The organism is Paenibacillus sp. J22FR5, from assembly GCF_059691975.1.
In genome coordinates, this window is sequence record NZ_JCAUAN010000054.1 from 1 (window position 1) to 15,729 (window position 15,729).

General features: G+C 41.4%; 27 protein-coding genes. All 27 read right to left on the reverse strand.

Annotation, left to right across the window (positions count from 1 at the left end; all coding sequences use genetic code 11):
• Window positions 1-51: 51 nt before the first annotated feature.
• The 27 genes from AC58P7_RS32610 to AC58P7_RS32740 all read right to left on the reverse strand — a co-directional run bounded on the left by AC58P7_RS32610 (window position 52) and on the right by AC58P7_RS32740 (window position 15,601).
• The gene (locus AC58P7_RS32610; protein WP_497350240.1) at window positions 52-219 is read right to left on the reverse strand and encodes a hypothetical protein; all 168 of its coding nucleotides are present in this window, start codon (window positions 217-219) and stop codon (window positions 52-54) included.
• 45 nt (window positions 220-264) lie between these two features.
• Window positions 265-447, reverse strand: coding sequence for a hypothetical protein (locus tag AC58P7_RS32615; RefSeq protein ID WP_497350241.1), 183 nt, complete (start codon window positions 445-447; stop codon window positions 265-267).
• 16 nt (window positions 448-463) lie between these two features.
• Window positions 464-691 carry a hypothetical protein gene (locus tag AC58P7_RS32620; protein ID WP_497350242.1) on the reverse strand — a complete coding sequence of 76 codons (228 nt, stop codon included), beginning with the start codon at window positions 689-691 and terminating at the stop codon, window positions 464-466.
• The gene (locus AC58P7_RS32625) at window positions 691-849 is read right to left on the reverse strand and encodes a PTS ascorbate transporter subunit IIC (RefSeq protein ID WP_497350243.1); all 159 of its coding nucleotides are present in this window, start codon (window positions 847-849) and stop codon (window positions 691-693) included. Before AC58P7_RS32625 ends, AC58P7_RS32620 begins: the two co-directional genes overlap by 1 nt.
• A 248-nt stretch (window positions 850-1,097) precedes the next feature.
• Window positions 1,098-1,274, reverse strand: a complete 177-nt coding sequence (locus tag AC58P7_RS32630; RefSeq protein WP_497350244.1) for a hypothetical protein — start codon at window positions 1,272-1,274, stop codon at window positions 1,098-1,100.
• A 526-nt stretch (window positions 1,275-1,800) separates the two neighbouring features.
• On the reverse strand, window positions 1,801-2,145 hold the full coding sequence (locus AC58P7_RS32635; RefSeq protein WP_497350245.1) for a cupredoxin domain-containing protein: 345 nt from the start codon (window positions 2,143-2,145) through the stop codon (window positions 1,801-1,803).
• A gap of 13 nt (window positions 2,146-2,158) precedes the next feature.
• Window positions 2,159-2,494: a hypothetical protein gene (locus tag AC58P7_RS32640; RefSeq protein ID WP_497350246.1), complete on the reverse strand. Its 336-nt coding sequence runs from the start codon at window positions 2,492-2,494 to the stop codon at window positions 2,159-2,161.
• Window positions 2,495-2,685: 191 nt separating this feature from the next.
• Window positions 2,686-3,033, reverse strand: coding sequence for a hypothetical protein (locus tag AC58P7_RS32645; RefSeq protein WP_497350247.1), 348 nt, complete (start codon window positions 3,031-3,033; stop codon window positions 2,686-2,688).
• 498 nt (window positions 3,034-3,531) lie between these two features.
• Complete coding sequence (locus AC58P7_RS32650; protein WP_497350248.1) at window positions 3,532-3,681, reverse strand: hypothetical protein; 150 nt, start codon at window positions 3,679-3,681, stop codon at window positions 3,532-3,534.
• Between the two features lie 25 nt (window positions 3,682-3,706).
• Window positions 3,707-3,883, reverse strand: a complete 177-nt coding sequence (locus AC58P7_RS32655) for a hypothetical protein (RefSeq protein ID WP_497350249.1) — start codon at window positions 3,881-3,883, stop codon at window positions 3,707-3,709.
• Between the two features lie 160 nt (window positions 3,884-4,043).
• Complete coding sequence (locus tag AC58P7_RS32660) at window positions 4,044-4,202, reverse strand: hypothetical protein (protein WP_497350250.1); 159 nt, start codon at window positions 4,200-4,202, stop codon at window positions 4,044-4,046.
• A 163-nt stretch (window positions 4,203-4,365) separates the two neighbouring features.
• Window positions 4,366-4,596, reverse strand: a complete 231-nt coding sequence (locus AC58P7_RS32665; RefSeq protein ID WP_497350251.1) for a hypothetical protein — start codon at window positions 4,594-4,596, stop codon at window positions 4,366-4,368.
• Window positions 4,583-4,918: a hypothetical protein gene (locus AC58P7_RS32670; protein WP_497350252.1), complete on the reverse strand. Its 336-nt coding sequence runs from the start codon at window positions 4,916-4,918 to the stop codon at window positions 4,583-4,585. The genes AC58P7_RS32665 and AC58P7_RS32670 overlap by 14 nt, the downstream gene beginning before the upstream one ends.
• Before the next feature lie 1,064 nt (window positions 4,919-5,982).
• A complete protein-coding gene (locus tag AC58P7_RS32675; protein WP_497350253.1) occupies window positions 5,983-6,228 on the reverse strand; it encodes a hypothetical protein in 246 nt (81 codons plus the stop codon).
• Window positions 6,229-6,385: 157 nt separating this feature from the next.
• Window positions 6,386-6,931, reverse strand: a complete 546-nt coding sequence (locus AC58P7_RS32680; protein WP_497350254.1) for a helix-turn-helix domain-containing protein — start codon at window positions 6,929-6,931, stop codon at window positions 6,386-6,388.
• 239 nt (window positions 6,932-7,170) lie between these two features.
• Complete coding sequence (locus AC58P7_RS32685) at window positions 7,171-7,398, reverse strand: hypothetical protein (RefSeq protein ID WP_497350255.1); 228 nt, start codon at window positions 7,396-7,398, stop codon at window positions 7,171-7,173.
• Between the two features lie 319 nt (window positions 7,399-7,717).
• Window positions 7,718-8,077 (reverse strand): hypothetical protein, encoded by a 360-nt coding sequence (locus AC58P7_RS32690; protein ID WP_497350256.1) that lies wholly within the window; start codon window positions 8,075-8,077, stop codon window positions 7,718-7,720.
• On the reverse strand, window positions 8,046-8,735 hold the full coding sequence (locus AC58P7_RS32695; RefSeq protein WP_497350257.1) for a zonular occludens toxin domain-containing protein: 690 nt from the start codon (window positions 8,733-8,735) through the stop codon (window positions 8,046-8,048). The genes AC58P7_RS32690 and AC58P7_RS32695 overlap by 32 nt, the downstream gene beginning before the upstream one ends.
• A gap of 7 nt (window positions 8,736-8,742) precedes the next feature.
• Window positions 8,743-8,907, reverse strand: coding sequence for a hypothetical protein (locus tag AC58P7_RS32700; protein WP_497350258.1), 165 nt, complete (start codon window positions 8,905-8,907; stop codon window positions 8,743-8,745).
• Window positions 8,907-9,251 carry a hypothetical protein gene (locus AC58P7_RS32705; protein ID WP_497350259.1) on the reverse strand — a complete coding sequence of 115 codons (345 nt, stop codon included), beginning with the start codon at window positions 9,249-9,251 and terminating at the stop codon, window positions 8,907-8,909. Before AC58P7_RS32705 ends, AC58P7_RS32700 begins: the two co-directional genes overlap by 1 nt.
• Entirely contained in the window at window positions 9,248-9,604 is a 357-nt protein-coding gene (locus AC58P7_RS32710) for a hypothetical protein (protein WP_497350260.1), read from the reverse strand. Before AC58P7_RS32710 ends, AC58P7_RS32705 begins: the two co-directional genes overlap by 4 nt.
• A gap of 19 nt (window positions 9,605-9,623) precedes the next feature.
• On the reverse strand, window positions 9,624-10,043 hold the full coding sequence (locus AC58P7_RS32715) for a hypothetical protein (protein ID WP_497350261.1): 420 nt from the start codon (window positions 10,041-10,043) through the stop codon (window positions 9,624-9,626).
• Window positions 10,022-10,180, reverse strand: a complete 159-nt coding sequence (locus AC58P7_RS32720) for a hypothetical protein (protein ID WP_497350262.1) — start codon at window positions 10,178-10,180, stop codon at window positions 10,022-10,024. The genes AC58P7_RS32715 and AC58P7_RS32720 overlap by 22 nt, the downstream gene beginning before the upstream one ends.
• Before the next feature lie 131 nt (window positions 10,181-10,311).
• Window positions 10,312-10,575, reverse strand: a complete 264-nt coding sequence (locus tag AC58P7_RS32725; protein WP_497350263.1) for a hypothetical protein — start codon at window positions 10,573-10,575, stop codon at window positions 10,312-10,314.
• Window positions 10,576-10,995: a hypothetical protein gene (locus AC58P7_RS32730; RefSeq protein WP_497350264.1), complete on the reverse strand. Its 420-nt coding sequence runs from the start codon at window positions 10,993-10,995 to the stop codon at window positions 10,576-10,578.
• A 172-nt stretch (window positions 10,996-11,167) separates the two neighbouring features.
• Window positions 11,168-14,224: a fibronectin type III domain-containing protein gene (locus AC58P7_RS32735; protein ID WP_497350265.1), complete on the reverse strand. Its 3,057-nt coding sequence runs from the start codon at window positions 14,222-14,224 to the stop codon at window positions 11,168-11,170.
• Between the two features lie 18 nt (window positions 14,225-14,242).
• Complete coding sequence (locus AC58P7_RS32740; RefSeq protein ID WP_497350266.1) at window positions 14,243-15,601, reverse strand: hypothetical protein; 1,359 nt, start codon at window positions 15,599-15,601, stop codon at window positions 14,243-14,245.
• Window positions 15,602-15,729 lie beyond the last annotated feature (128 nt).

Genomic DNA, 15,729 nt, shown 5'->3' on the forward strand with positions numbered 1-15,729 from the left:
GAAGAAAAGGACGGGGAATGTTCCCCGCCCCTTTTTTTGGCGCTGCTTTTTTTATTTAAGTGCACCTTTTGCCAAATCAATAAGACGCGGCGCAAAGTTGATCGCAATACCCAATAGAATGAACATTGCAAGGAATCCGAAAATCTTAACCGAGTTACTCCAAACGTCACCGCCTGTGAAACCCCATGACACGCTTGTTACACCAGTAAATAAATCCATTTTGTAGCTCCTTCCGCGCTTTAAGCGCATTTTAATTTTTGTTTATTACTTAAGAGCACCTTTTGCCAAATCGATAAGACGCGGCGCAAAGTTGATCGCAATACCTAACAGAATGAACATTGCGAGAAATCCGAAAATCTTTACGGAGTTGCTCCAAACGTCACCGCCTGTAAAACCCCATGAAACACTTGTTACACCAGAAAACAAATCAACTGGAGTTGGGGGCATTATGTTCACCTCACTTTCAATTTTTGTCCTTAATTTTTATATCATAGTGATTTTCGCCCTCGTCGTTTCCGTAAGTTGTGCGAAAAACGCTCTTGATAACTCTGAGTAAATGACCGCCCAATTCGGTAGCGGCAAAGATTAAAAATAGCGGCATAATGAAAATGAGAATAGCGCCGATGTACTGCCATAAGCTTGATATTTTGTCGGAGTCAAAAAAATTGATTATCGGTAAGTCTGGAATCATTAGTTTTTCATCCTTTTAAAAGCGCCTATGATAACCTCCAGCAAATGACCCGCGGAGCTGATCGCCACATAAATGACAGCGAAGATAATTCCAAAACCGACAACCTTGGCGAATGTCCACCAAAAGTAATTCATGTCTATTAGTCCGGCTAAATCCAATGTCAGAACCTCCTAACTATAGTTATCAAGCCAGCAATGACACAAAAAGCCATTAGAGGAACAAAGGTGATATACAAGACGAAATTTTGAGACAAGAACCAATAAAACGTTAATTCCAAAGGATTCAATCTTTGCCCCCCCTAATTACAACTGGCAACCGACCCAGTAAATTCATAAAGGCAAAATAAGAGGGAATTAGCAAAAATACCGAAAACTTTTCGATTACATCATGTTCAGTCAGAAGACTATCAAACATTCCTCTTCCCTCCCATAATTAACTCATGAAGCCACTTCACAAACTGGATCAAGACTAACATCATCAGCAAGGATGCAATAAGCAGCTCACCCAACGATACCTCGTAATTTACGGTTAAATTCGTAGTACCGTCTAATTGAATTGTTTGGGTTTGAATTGCCTGATCCATGTTTAACCTCCAAAATAGAAATAAGGGTGAGCTTGGAAGCCCACCCTTAAACTGGAATATATTGTACGCGGACATATTTACTTAACAGATGATATGAATTATCATAACAACTGTCAGTAAATGTACTTCACGTACATTATTCGAAGGTGGTATCTTCGATTATCCGGCAAAGCGTCCTCGGAAAACGCCTTGCTGGATTGCTGATATTTTTTTGTTTGAATATTCAAAAAATCTCTCGTAGTGCATGAAACCTATAATAATCACGAAATATGAAAATTGCAATAGTTGTTTTTTCTCAATAAATCAAGCATTATCGCCGTATTTTGTCGAAGATTGTCATAATCTTGTCGAATGATTAATATTAGAATTACCATTTTATATGCAAAAAAATCACCCATTTTATTAGCGTAGCTAACATAATTGGGTGTATTTGCGGCTCGGAAATTCAATTCCATTTTTTTCAAGTTTTCTTTATCAAATCTTTATAATTATTCTGTTGCTTTTTTGTGAACCTTTCCAAAGTTTTCTAGTCTATTACAATTTTTGACTTAGACACCTTACCTGCGGCATTCTTACCGATTACATCGTATATACCGGAATTTTCTATTTTGAAAGCTTTTTTCGGGTTTGATTTATCAAGCTTTACGTCCGTCCCCTTGATTTCGAGCGTTTCGGCGTCCCCATCGAGTACATATGTAAAGGATTCACCTTTCTTTATCTTATATTCGTCCTTCTCAAACTTTCCATCCTTGGTAGTTAACTTGAACTCTTGAGCTGGTGGAGCTTCTTTTGTGCTTTCTACCTTTTTACTGCAAGCTGCAAGCGATATAACCAATAAAATAGCGATGATGATAGCGATTGATTTCTTCAATTTTCCCCACTCCTTATGCGGTTATCCATACTTGATCTAGTTTTAATTCAGTAGCGTTATAAAACTCTAAAAACTTCTTAACCTCGGTTTCTTTTTGCCCCTCTGAAAACTCTCTCCAGCGTTCGATTTTAAATTCTTGTATATGGGCTTCTTTCTTCCCTCTATACCCGCGAATAATCAGTAGCCTTTCACCCGCAAACAACATAACATCGAAAACCTTGGGATAAGATTCAAACATGCGAAATCCTGTGATTTCTAGCTTTTCAAATTTGATAGTACGCCGGATCACGGTTACAAACTCTTTTGAAGTCTTAAAAAGAACCGCTGTATAATCCACTTTGTTTTTCACGTTAACCCTCCATTCAAGCTATCTTTATTTAAAAAGCAATACATAACCATGAATTGTGCCGGAGTGACCGACAACCTTTCATCTCTGCCAATCGTGGACATGTACTCTTTGTATTTATCGAAAGTTTGCTTATTAAACTTGTCCATCAGTTTCAAAAATTCTTCTTTAGTCAAATCCGCGCCCAACCCCTCTTATTTAATAATAACTGTGCCATCCTTATTAACGGTGTAGGCTATTATCGAAGACCTATTCCCCTCGGCATCTTGGACAAAAGCTTCATAGTCACCTAATTGCGGATACATAAAACCGATTATTCCACTTGTTTTTTTTATGTAGTATCCATAAGGATTAACCCCTTTACTAACTGGATACTTAAACAACTTGAAACCACGCTTTGCAGTCGCGCCTTCCCATGAAAAATATAGCGTCTTCTTCCCCTGGTCATAGTTAGCCTTGAAATTCGAAACGCTTGCTTCTGCCTTCACCGTGCATATTGTAAACGAAAGAATCATTATTAAAAGCAAGCTCCATATTTTCAAACCTACTCCCACCCTTCCTTATGTACTCCCCTTATTCAACAAGAAGAAATCATTTTTTCCACTTTACGCATAAGCCAAACTGTAATAGGAATACCGACAAAAATATATCCAAGTAAAACATAAATAATTATCACTATGTACCTCTCCCATATTCATACATGTTTATTTCTTATCTCTAGTAATCCAACCCATAAAGATAAAAATTGCTATTGAGACTAGAAGCATGATAATCAATGCATCACCAATTTGTGACCTTATTTCATTCTCCATAAAAGGCCGCCCCCATGTATCTCAATATTCAAATCTGTCCGTCAGTAATCCCTCGGCGCATATTCCTCTTTTTCTTGATCCCAGCTGCACTTTTCGCAAACCTTGTCACCGTTCTCCCACAACTCCACTCTAACCCTGCCACAATTTTTACATTCTTCGCCTGTGTACCCGATTAGCTTCCCTTTGTCCATGTTCATCACCCCAAGTTCCTCAATATTCAGTCGGTGTTCATTGTTTCTGGATATTATCAATCCCGTACTGCCAGCCACTAACACCCTTGATTTGGTAGCGATTATGCACATATTGAATATCTATGATGACCGCTTTATCGCCTTTACTCAAAACGGTTACGATGTCGCCTGTTTTAATTTTTTTCATATTTTCCTCCCATGTACTTCGATATTCATTTTGATTCTTTATCAAAGAAGCAAACACAGACAGTACCGCCATATACATCAACTTCTAAATAAGAACCACATTTATCACAAGCACCAAACTCAGCATCACGTTCTACAGTTGGTATAACCTTTCCATTCTCATCGAACTTGACATCTGCATAAGGATTTTCGTAAGTATTCACCCATGTACACCTCCTATTCATTTTGTTTCCTTATTTATAATTGCATTTACCTTTTCCCTTAAATCCTCGATTTCTTTTCTGGAATCTTGGACAAGTCGAAGTAACTCCAATAGTAATTCCCTTTCACTAAGATCGTTCATGTTCAATGCACGCTCCCTATTCATTTTGTTACTTGATTCAAAAGAGACAGAATCGCAAATATCATAATCATTGGAGCAACAAGAAAAATAAATATTATAGACATAGCAGAAGAAAGATTCGGATACTTTTCTTCCATATCTTCATTCATAAAACCCCAAAACCTTTGCCATCTTGTCATGTAATCACCCTATTCATTTTGTTACATAATAAATACAATAAATAAGACTCATTCCACCAATCAACACAAGCCCTAAATTACAAAGTTCTAAAATATTCTCTAATCTTTCTGCTCTTCGTCTAGCTTCCCGACTCATGAACTCACCCTATTCACCTTCCTTAATTTATATTGTTTGCTGATTAACCAAATTTTCCGCTTTTTTCAAAAGCTCTTTTTGTTGGTTCAAAGTCATTTTCCCTTGAAACTCTTCATGGAAGGCGATTAAATACGCTATTACTTCGCCTTCTGTCTTTAGCTTCATACTTTTTCTCATGTCATAAACAATCGACTTTACCGCTGCCTTAACTTCAATCCTCGGTCTAATTGCATCGGCTTTAATTCTACCTCTCGCCAAATCTTCCACCCCTTTGATTATCCAGCGCCCGTTGTTCCGCTTCGGATCGCGTAGCGCCCTTTTTCATGTAAAACCTAGTTTCAATGTTTTGTTCTTTTCGATTTATGTTTTCCGGCAACGTTTCCGGCGTCCATCCTTCGGCAATCGCTCGGCGCAAAAAATTAGCTGGAGACTTCACTTCTTTTGGAGACTGCCGGATCATCAAAAGCAATTCAAGCGAACGTTCGAACGAAACTTTTTCAAGCATTACCAAAACCTCATCGCTCGGGTTACTCAAAGTTGCAATTTGATAAGCCATAATAATAGCTTTTGCTTTTTCCATAAAATCCCTCCTATTGAAATTAATTATATCATACATATGGGTCATAATCAACTATTTAAGGGTCTTATTTTATAACTTATGGGTCATTCAAAAAAGAAGCGAAAAACGGAGCTATACGGAGAAAAACAGAGTTTGAAAAATGGGTCATTTCCCTTAAAAATGAAATGTTCCACGGAAACCAAAAAGCCGAAAAACGCCAGATTTGCCGGAATACGGACTTTGGGGAACCCGACTTGTTCACAAAATAAAATATTTTATACATATGTACGGATGAAAGCCGCGCCGGACGCCGCGGACAAAACTCCCCCCGCGCCCCCCTCTTCCTATGTTATCCTTCAACTTCGGCGGGTTTTGGTTGTGGTCGCCGCAGGTGCGGCAACAGGTGTTTTGTTGTGGTCACCCTGTATTTCGTTTATTATGTTTCTTTCTCTTTTTCTCTTTTCCTTTTGTGGATATCTCGGACATTTTGCTCTTTTTTATCCACACCCCTAAGAAAGGTAGCCTTGCTAACGCAAGCCCAAAGAATTTACCATACTCCCCGCGCCGCCCCTACGTTCTGTGTGGTCTTGGGTTTGTTGTAATTCTTCTGTTGACTCTCCCTTGATTTTATGGCAGGAGGCACCACGCTAGGAGGCTTAGATCGACCACACAGCTCCCCTTATACAACGACAATTAAGTCAGTTGTAAAGGAGAGCTGTGGAGGCAATCAGGAGTATACCCGAAGGGGATGAGTCGCCTTTTTTCTTCTGTATGACGTGCCTAGGTCGCGCTTTATCACGTATAGTTGTTTACTAACTCCAGAAGCCAGCTTGATCGTTGCCGATCACACGGACGGTTTATCAGTAGGTCAAGAGTCACACCACTGAATCTAGGGAATTGGGGCTGTTCGGATACAAATAGAATTTTACCCTGCAACGGAAGACACCCACTATCATGCTCCGCACGGACGTTGTATCCAAGTCTAAAGACTCGCCGTGGTTTGATTTACGCGGGGGGATGGACGACTACCATTCATTTATTAATGTCGTTTTGGGTGGCATTGAGCGCCCGATATTCAAGTTTTCCTATTTCGCTAGTCGTGACGTTCTTCTAACTAGATTCATTCGATTTACATTACCTGTTGTCATGTGGCACGTCGTGCAAATCGGAGGATCGGATATCTTCACCGCCTCAGTTCGACCATGACCAACTTCGCATTTATATATGTACATTGTTTGTTTCGGCTGTGCAGCATTCGCCTTTGCTTTCCTGCGCTTTGCCTCGGCTTGTTTCTTTCTCTGCGCTTTGGCTTTCAATCCCTTGGCATCCATGTGCGTTCACCTCGATATGTGGTTGTAATCTAGCTGAATTTGCTAGATTCCCTAAAAAAGGCAACAAAAAAATAAGCCCTCGACGCTTAATTTACAAAATTTGGAAATTAAGACGAGCGTTATGAGACAAAAAAATATATGGTCTTGCTTTTATGTATTACTGCTTCTTGGTGAAGACAGATAATAGTCGATTTAATAGTGTTTTTTCTTCTTTAGCTGCTAATAGCTGGGTTTTCATTTCAATCATTTCACGAAAAGCAACCGTCATGTTGCTGTAGTACATATCAGCCATTTTGTTTTGCTGTCTCTGTAATTCTATGATCTTATCTAGCTTTTGGTCTTGATCTTTGATCTGCTTCTCTAACGCTTCGTAGCGCTCATCATAGCGGCTCTCATGCTGCGTGTCGGGCATCGCTATCTTGTATTCGTTCGTTGCCCTTCCGTACTTGATACATATGGTTTTTATGGCGCTATCGTGTTCAATATTCTTGCTCAAAATCTCCCTTAGCTCACGTAGCGCCACTAGGTCATGCTCAGTGAATGCTCGGTGCTGTCGATCATCCTTGTAGAACAGATAACCTGATTCCTCCAGCTCTCTACAATATTTACTTACTGTAGATTTCCCGATCTGGAGCAGCTCCGCGACTTGCTGCGTTGTGTACGTGTTTTCGACCCTTATTACTTCGCCGCCATCACTACTCAAAGAGAAGTCCTCCCCTTCCTCAAAAAAAATCAAAAAAGACGCTTGGAATTTTGCTCCAGCGCCTTAACAATTTCACCTTTTTGAGTTATACTGATTCTCAAAGGGTCGAATGCTTTGTAGCGAAGCAGTCTTCCTGTCCTCTGCGCTTGTTCCACCAAGCTCAGGGGATATTTTAATTTTATGGGTCTTATTTCCTATTCCCATAATATACCGATCCGCCTGATCTTGTCCATATATTTCTATAAAATTATGTCATATTGCTTCAAGAAGTTACCTTTAATGCTATTTATTTGCCTCCTGATTCGTGCTGCTGTCACATTATCACTGGACACGACCGCCTTTAACCAATCGGCTTGAAGCTTAACAATAAGCTTATTTGCCCTAAAAATGGATTCAACTTCTTCACGGCTGCTCACTTTGGAGACTACCGATTTGCTGCTGTTGCTGCTCATTCTTAAAGTGTTCAACCAAAAACCTCCTCATTACCCCGTATAACTCGCAAATGGCAACAAATAACAAAACCCCTCTTATCGATTCTGGAAAAACCAAGCAAACGATACTGGCAAGCACAAGCAGCTTACCCTCTATCAAAAATTTAAGAACCGCTTTTATCGCTTTTTTCATAGACTCGACCTCTCTCTTAGACAGAAATCCATAACTGACCTTAAGATTTCAATTCCAAAGAAAATCATTAGGAACCAAACAAAATAAAATAACGATTCTGGATATATAGCGCCAATAATAAGTGCAATTACAACCGTTGAATAGCTTGGGTCTGTCCATGATTTAACTATTTCTATCGCTCTTTTCATAGACTCGCTTCCCTTCCTTTGGATCAATGCGAATAAAAATAGTTTGTGGGATCGCGTCCTCTGGGAAGATATAAAATATAAACTTGCCCTCTGGAATTTTCCTGTCTGCATACTTCCGGCGCTCGTGAGCTGTCAGAAGCGAAGAGGAAACGGCGATTTGCTTATTAAGCTTGCAAGTTCCTTCTAACATTCGGATTACTCTACTTTCCTCGTCTTTCTGAATCATGATGCTAAGTTTAATCAAAGCTTTGTTCGTTCTGCCCGTTTGATTGTAGACTCTAAACGCCCAATGATGGGGATTTTCAACCGAATTTTCTTTCATCGCTGCTAACATGTTCCAAATCCTCCTTGACTAATGTTTCTATGAGTAAATGCTCAGATCGGTATCTCTTCAAAGCGCCTATGTGCCGTCTGTCTAGCTCTTCGAAGAACTGACGATCCTTACCCATTGGAGGAAGGGGAAACGGTAAAATCATGCTGTACGTGCTGTATAAATTCAAGGCGTGAATCTTTCTCTGTGACGACTTCGGCAAAACCCATTTATTTAGCAGCTTGCCGTAATCTCCAAAGCGTTTATCTTGAAAGTCATGGACAAAATTCATTATCGTACCGCCAGGAGTCTTATGACAACGAATAAGGATGTCGGTTTTATCCCTAATCCGGCTATCAATGTTATGGAAACTCGGCAAAATGAAAATAAAAAGCCCATTCATTTTACGCACATAGTTTAATACTTTCGTCATGGTGATTTGACCATTTCCGTTCCACTGCCGGTTATCAAAATTCGATTGGCTTTCATCAAATACAACTATGCTTCCGTGTGCGTCTGCGATTCGATACCAGTCCGTGTAATCTTCAAACATATAAGCCCCGCGCATCGGGAAATTTGCAAACAACTTCGCGCCGGATGCCATCGCCCATTGGTGGGCTTTGATGCACCCTGTCAGTGATTTACCTGACCCATATCCGCCCTCGATACCAATAATGAACATTGTCCATTTACCCCCTTTTTAAAGCCCCTTGGAGCTTGTTTTTAATTTCCCTTGCTTGTGTTATGTGATATTCTTGTTCCTCATATTTCCCATCACTTTGTAGTGAGTCGTCCAGCTTATCCAAATGGTGACCCAACTGCTCAAACAAATAAGATTGTAAATCGTCGCTCATTACGCCACCTCTTCAACTGCATCAAGAATATTCGGCTCTCTACGAAAGAAAAAATAAACCGTACTTTCTCCGATTCTATAAACGCTTTGCAGCAAAACAAGGCATATAGCCCCAAAAAACATATGGATACCGATAAGCCTAGCGCCGCCATCGTCACTAAGTAAGTCCCTAAACATCGACAATGCTTGTTCACTTACACCCATGACAATTTTCTTGTAAATGTCTGGTCCGAATATAACAATGGCTAGAATTATGATTGCTTCGGTTATCAGATTAAAGATATACCGCTGCTTCGCGCTCATTTCTTTCTCACCAGTTAAATAGCTTTTAATTGATTTCATCATCTTAAGCCATCACTCTCCTTTTTCATCTTGTCATACGTTTTAGAGTCAACCGATATCGGTCTAGGTATCAATGCTTCGATCACTCGAATAAAGAATCCGGCAGGGGCTACGCGCTGCGCTTCTTCGACAATGTGCTTTATGATATGTTCATACGGCTTTTTCCCTTTGTGAATCTTCCGTTTTTGTAGGTTCATCAGGTAGCCCACGGCTTGCATTTGCTGCGGTGTTAACGGCTGTACCTTTTCCTTCAATGTATCAATAACCTGTTTGACGGAATCAATCTGTGGCTGCATATCTGCGTATAAATCAGACGAGAGCGTTCCCTGAATATCCGGCGGTGTATCGTTTCTCATATCGGAAAATCCCCCCTTTTTATTTGAACATACCGACGATTGCCATTATTCCCAAGAACAAAATCAGCGCCCACGTTAACGGGCTTGTTTTCCCTGCGTTGTTGTTTTTACCTTGATACAAATAAGCTTGTCCTATGATTGTGTTTTGCTCCACTTCGGCTAAATGCGCGATTTCCTGCAAATACGGCAATGCAACGTTATAGCAATACGTTAGCCCCCTAGTTCCGTTGAAAATCTCCGCGTCACCAATTGGCAACACATATTTTTCTGTAACGACTCTATCCTTGTACAAATGCTTCACTGGAATAACTTCACACGTTCGGTTTGTTCCGCTTCCGATCCGCGTCCATTCGTCTTTTTCCTCGTCATACCTATAATCAAGATCACCATAAATGATGACCGTTCCGTTAAACTCTTCTACTTCCTTCGCTTTTGCCATTTGAAAATTCCCCCGTCTTCCTCAATCTTATTTTTCATCCAAGCACCAACAATGAACGGAATCAAAAGCCCTGTCCCTACCGCTGCCCCTGCGGTGAAAAAATACTGAAATACTGCGGGCAATGCATTAGTTGTCATCATTCTTCCTCCTTGATAAGTAGACCAAGACCAACATCACCGCTAATGAGATAAGAGATACCGCTAGTTCAGTGCCTTGGTGCGACGGATTATGCATGAGCTGATAAGTCAGATAGTCATTACCCATAAAATCACCACCACTTTATTAAGTCTTTTAACCAAAGTAAGACACGGCTGTACTTTTGTATTTGTGATAGCGTATGTAGGAATATGAGCGCCGTTATAAGCGATGTAATGACGCCTGTCCACTGGCTCCCTAAGATACCAAAGATACTAAAATAATCATCCAGACGAACACCCTTGGCGGCTACGCTTCCGATGCCCCCAAGCTTGCTATAAATCAGATCGAGAAATTGAAAAATCGGTGAAAAAAGGCTATCTATGAAGTTGTTCATCTATACGCCCCCTCTCATGTTTCCAATAATTCGCATCGCTGCCCATCCTGTATAAATCCAAATACCGAAGATGAACAGATATGCCACCTTATCAAGCTGTAGGACGCCCATTAACGGCTTTAAATGGTCAAACACACTTTGATAACTGTCCGGCAACACCGAAGCCCTACCCGTGAAGGAAAGCCCTAGGAAGGTCTTAAATAGCCCTGTAACGATTCCTATAAGCAGCTTGGCCAAACCTACAACAATCATAGTGACTTTGACTAGGAGGACACCTAGATTGTAGATGAAATAAAAGATTCCCCCTAGAAAGTCCAGAATGGGCTGTATGAGCTTCGTTAACCCTTGAAGCAACCAAAGCCCCAAGTTACTCAAATGAGCGAATAGGAAGCGGAATCCGTCGGCTATAGCACTAAACATGATTAGTTCCTAAACCTTGCGTAAGCGCCCACCGCGTACCTTACAACATCAATGAGCTTGTCAGCACAAGCAAGCGCCAAGAACAGAAGCAAGAACGGGGAAACCTGTTGGATATAGTACACGGTAGCTTGTACCAGTTCGGGAGTAGTCATTTTTCATTATCACCCTTTCGTTATTTTAAAGCATTCTTAGCTGCATCAATGATCCTAGGGGCAAACCCCATCGAAATACCCAACAAGATAAACAAGACAAGGAATCCAAAGATGGTAACGGAGTTACTAAATATATCACTTCCTGTGAAGCCCCATAGCGCGTTGTTATCCGTCACCCCGCCGCTGGTTGAACCGTCTGAAAATACGGTTATAACCTTCGTTTCTTGAAAGGATGACGTTGGATCGTAGCCTTCTTGTTTCGTTACCTGGTAGGACGTAACCGAAGAACTGACAGTATTTACGAGCTTGCCATTGTAATAAACCTTGTACGCTGTAGCTCCAGCAACATCGTTCCAACTTAAGAGCAAGTATTCCGGCTTTAAATCCTTCGATATGTCTGTTGTTCTCTTTTGCGTTGTTATTGTCATAGGCGCTGACTCGGGCGATTCGTTTCCGCTTAAGTCGATAGCGCTGATTGTGAATGTGTAGGCTTTCCCTAAGACTAACCCCGTTATGGTCGTCGTATTGGATTGTATATAAATCGGCTGCGGATTGCCTACCATTCGGATGATGTAATGATCTAAGTCCAGCTCTGCATTCTTGCTCCATATCAATTTTATTTGAAGTTCATCCGGCACACCGTTAAAACCGATAGGCGTCTGCGGCGGAATCACATCGAGAGGCTTCGCCGTTACCGCTGCCGATCTCTGCGACTCCACATCAGACGTATTGATTGCCGAAACCGTGTAACTGTATGTTTGACCATTCACAAGCCCTGACGCTATCGTATAGCTCGTCGATGCCGTTGGTGTCGTATTAACCTTTGAACCCGAATCATCATAGATAAAATATCCGAAAATGTCCGGCTCACTATTGGGATCCCAACTTAACAAAATGGTCCGATCCCCTGCGTTCGCTTTAACCCCTGTAGGCTTTAAAGGCGGCGTACTGTTAGATGGCTTTTTTGTAACCGCTGCGGATTTAGCAGAGCTAACACCCGACGTATTGACCGCCGTTATTGTGAATGTGTAGGATGTTCCATTGACCAAACCATCCACTTCAAAAGAATTTGCTTGTATCGGCTGTGTATTAACCTTTGTTCCACTGGCGTCCTGAACATCATAATGTGAAATGTCTGTTTCTGCGTTCGCTTGCCAGTTTAAAAATAACTTCCTATCTCCCGCTGCTGCCGTTACACCTATCGGAGCATTCGGAGCAATGAGATTCACAGGCACCCCTGACACTAACCCCGATTTCTGCGACTCCATATCTGACGTATTCACCGCCGACACGCTGTAACTGTACGTTTGACCGTTTATAAGCCCTGACGCTATCGTGTAGCTCGTCGATGTAGTCGGTGTTGCATTCACCTTCACACCCGAACCATCGTAGATGTAGTAGCCTTTTAAGTCGCTTTCACTGTTCCCATCGTAGCTAATCGTCAATTTTCTATCTCCAGAGGTTGCCTTTACATTATTCGGCGCCGCTGGAGGATTGAGATTTTTAGGCGTTGCCGTGACCACTGGAGATTTTACCGACTCGACGCCGGACGTATTGACCGCCGAAACCATGTAGCTATAGGACTGACCATTCACAAGCCCTGACGCTATCGTGTAGCTCGTCGATGCCGTTGGTGTCGCATTTACCTTCACACCCGAACCGTTGTAGATGTAATACCCTTGCAAATCCTGCTCATTGTTTGCCGAATAACTTACGGTTATCATTTGATTCCCTGCAACAGCCGTGACATTCGTTGGTGGAGCTGGCGGCGTTGTATTTAAAATCTTGACCGAAGCTGACTGTGTTTTCGCCGATTCCGTTCCCGAAGTATTTACAGCGCTTATTTGAAAACCATACGTCTGCTGAATAGTTAACCCCGTTACATTGTAGTTATTTGAAGCAATAGGGCTGCTATTCAGCTTGACGCCATTTTTATAAATAAAGTATCCGGCAATGTCAGACTCTGCGTTCAATGCCCATTGCAAAACAGCTATCTTATTCCCCGAATTTGCAATAAAATTTATCGGTACATTCGGCGGTGTTGTATTTAATGGTTTTACCGTTATCGCCGCCGACTTTGCCGACTCTAACCCTGAGTTATTGATTGCCGTCACTTCAAAAATATAGCTCGTTGTATTGGTTAATCCAGAAGCTACCACGTAACTCGTCGATGCCGTTGGTATTGTATTTATCTTTACATGATCTTTATAAATGAAGTACCCTTGCACATCGTCGCCAACACTGTTAGCCGACCAGTTCAGAGTTGCCGATCCATTACCCGCCGTTCCTGTTAAACCAGATGGAGCAGCCGGAATGCCGATAGTCTTCACATTAAGAGCAGCAGACTTTGCCGACTCATTACCTGTTGTATCTACAGCAATCACTTGATAGGAATAATTCGTTCCGATGCTTAAACCACTGTCCAAAAAAGTTGTCGTTGTATTATTCAAAGTCGTAACATACGAGTTATCACGATATAACTTATACGACGACAAGTCAGAATCAGCAACGCTGTTCCAATCGAGTTTAACGCTCGTAGTCGTTACATTCGATGATCTAAGACCAGACGGAACAGCAGGAGGCACAATGTCACTTGAACCGCTTGGAAATACATCAAATTCATATAACGTCAAACCATCACTTGTACCAGTACCCACATCAACAATCGCTACCGTCCTTACATTTGTATAAACTTGATTCAATGGATACATATTTGCAGTGTTAATTGGCATATTAGCAGATCGAGAAACAATCAATACATTATTAGAATCATACAGACGAAATTCAGTTTTTAGACTGTTAGTCTTCTCCATGAAACTACCTACTGAAACATCACTTGGAAACGTATAATACAAAGTATCTGTATTATTATTTCCTGCATCATGATATTGCAATGTACTAGATGTAGATAAGTTGTTATCTGTCACCGCCGTTATAGCAGAACCACTTAAAAATACATCTTTTGCTTTAGTCATAGTTAAACCATTCAGCAAGCCCCCTGTATAAGCAAAAGCATTATAAGGAATTACAGATACGATGAAACCAATAGCAATTAAACACAATACTAACCTTTTCAAACAATCAAACCTCCTCCCCTACTTACTTTGATATGGCGGCGCTTTACCAGACCCCGCACCGCCATTTTGATAATCCGGCATTGTTCCTGTAGCATTTGAATGATAACTTGGTACGCTATCCCCACCGCCTACATTTGGTGCATTGTAGGAAGGAAGTGGGTTATTGTTTAGCCCGTTTCTGTTTTGATAGCTTGGTGCGCTTATCGGCGTATCATTCGGTGTCTGATAACCCTTGTCCGGCTCGATAGTAGGATTTCTTTTCGTATAATTAGGTGCATTAAATGTTGGTTCAGCGTAATTGTAGGTTTGGTCATTCTTTGCTAAATCATCGACTTTTGCAGTCGGATCGGGAATTGTAAAGGGCTGCGATTGTGAGAAATCAGGTTCAAAACTAGGAATATTATCCGTCAAATTGCTATCTATCTTGCTCGGCAAGTCCGTCATATGCGGTACAGCAGGATTGAAGCTAGGCAAAGGCTGCGGCGCTTGTACTGGCTTTTCCCTTCTTTGTAAATCATCCCCTATGATCTTGGCAATTTCCGGCGCTCTATTTACCAATTCTTGACCCATTGCCGGAACGATTGCATCTTTCATTTTCTGTGCCACATCATCCCAATTCGGTGCAGGAGGAACACTGTTCTTTATCACGTCAGACCATGCCCCCATATATTGACCCCATGCCGGACAAGATAACTGATCCATTAATTGTTGACATGCTGCCGTGCATTCTACTGGAGGGGTTTGATTTCCGACTGTCACCGATGCCCTTTGTCCTTCTACGCCGTTTATGACAGCAGCCACTTCAACAGTGTGCTGTCCATCAGGAATTATGAGGTCTTCGGTTATATCGGCGTATGGACTCCCCATCAATTGACCATCCAAGTAAACGTTGTAGGATTCCGCATTTGGAACAGGATTCCATTCGAATTGATAATATGTACTTCCGTCATTTTGATATGTTAAACCTGTAGGAGCTGGAATACTGCCACCCGAAGGCGGCGGCGTCGAGCTAGGCGTTGGTGTCGGCGTTGGTGTTGGTGTTGGGTCTGGATTACTTCCACTGACCGTAACTGAATTAGTTTCGCTCACTTCTACTCCGCTACTGTTAACTCCCTTTATATAAGCCGTAAAAGGCTTGGGATAATTACTAGGATACAGATAGACGGAAAACGTACCTTTGCTATGCAAAGTCGTAAACTTATTACCGTTAACGTAAAAATACCAAGTTACAATATCCGTATCATCATCCGTAAATGAGAATTTATAGTTTCCAGCCGGAGAATATTCGCCAATATAGGTGAAATCACTAGCTGAAGCTCTAGCAAAAGGCATATATAGCGTCATTAAAATAATAATTAATGGCATTAATTTTTTCATATCATCTCTCCTTAAAAGAAGAAAAGGACGGGGAATGTTCCCCGCCCCTTTTTTTGGCGCTGCTTTTTTTATTTAAGTGCACCTTTTGCCAAATCAATAAGACGCGGCGCAAAGTTGATCGCAATACC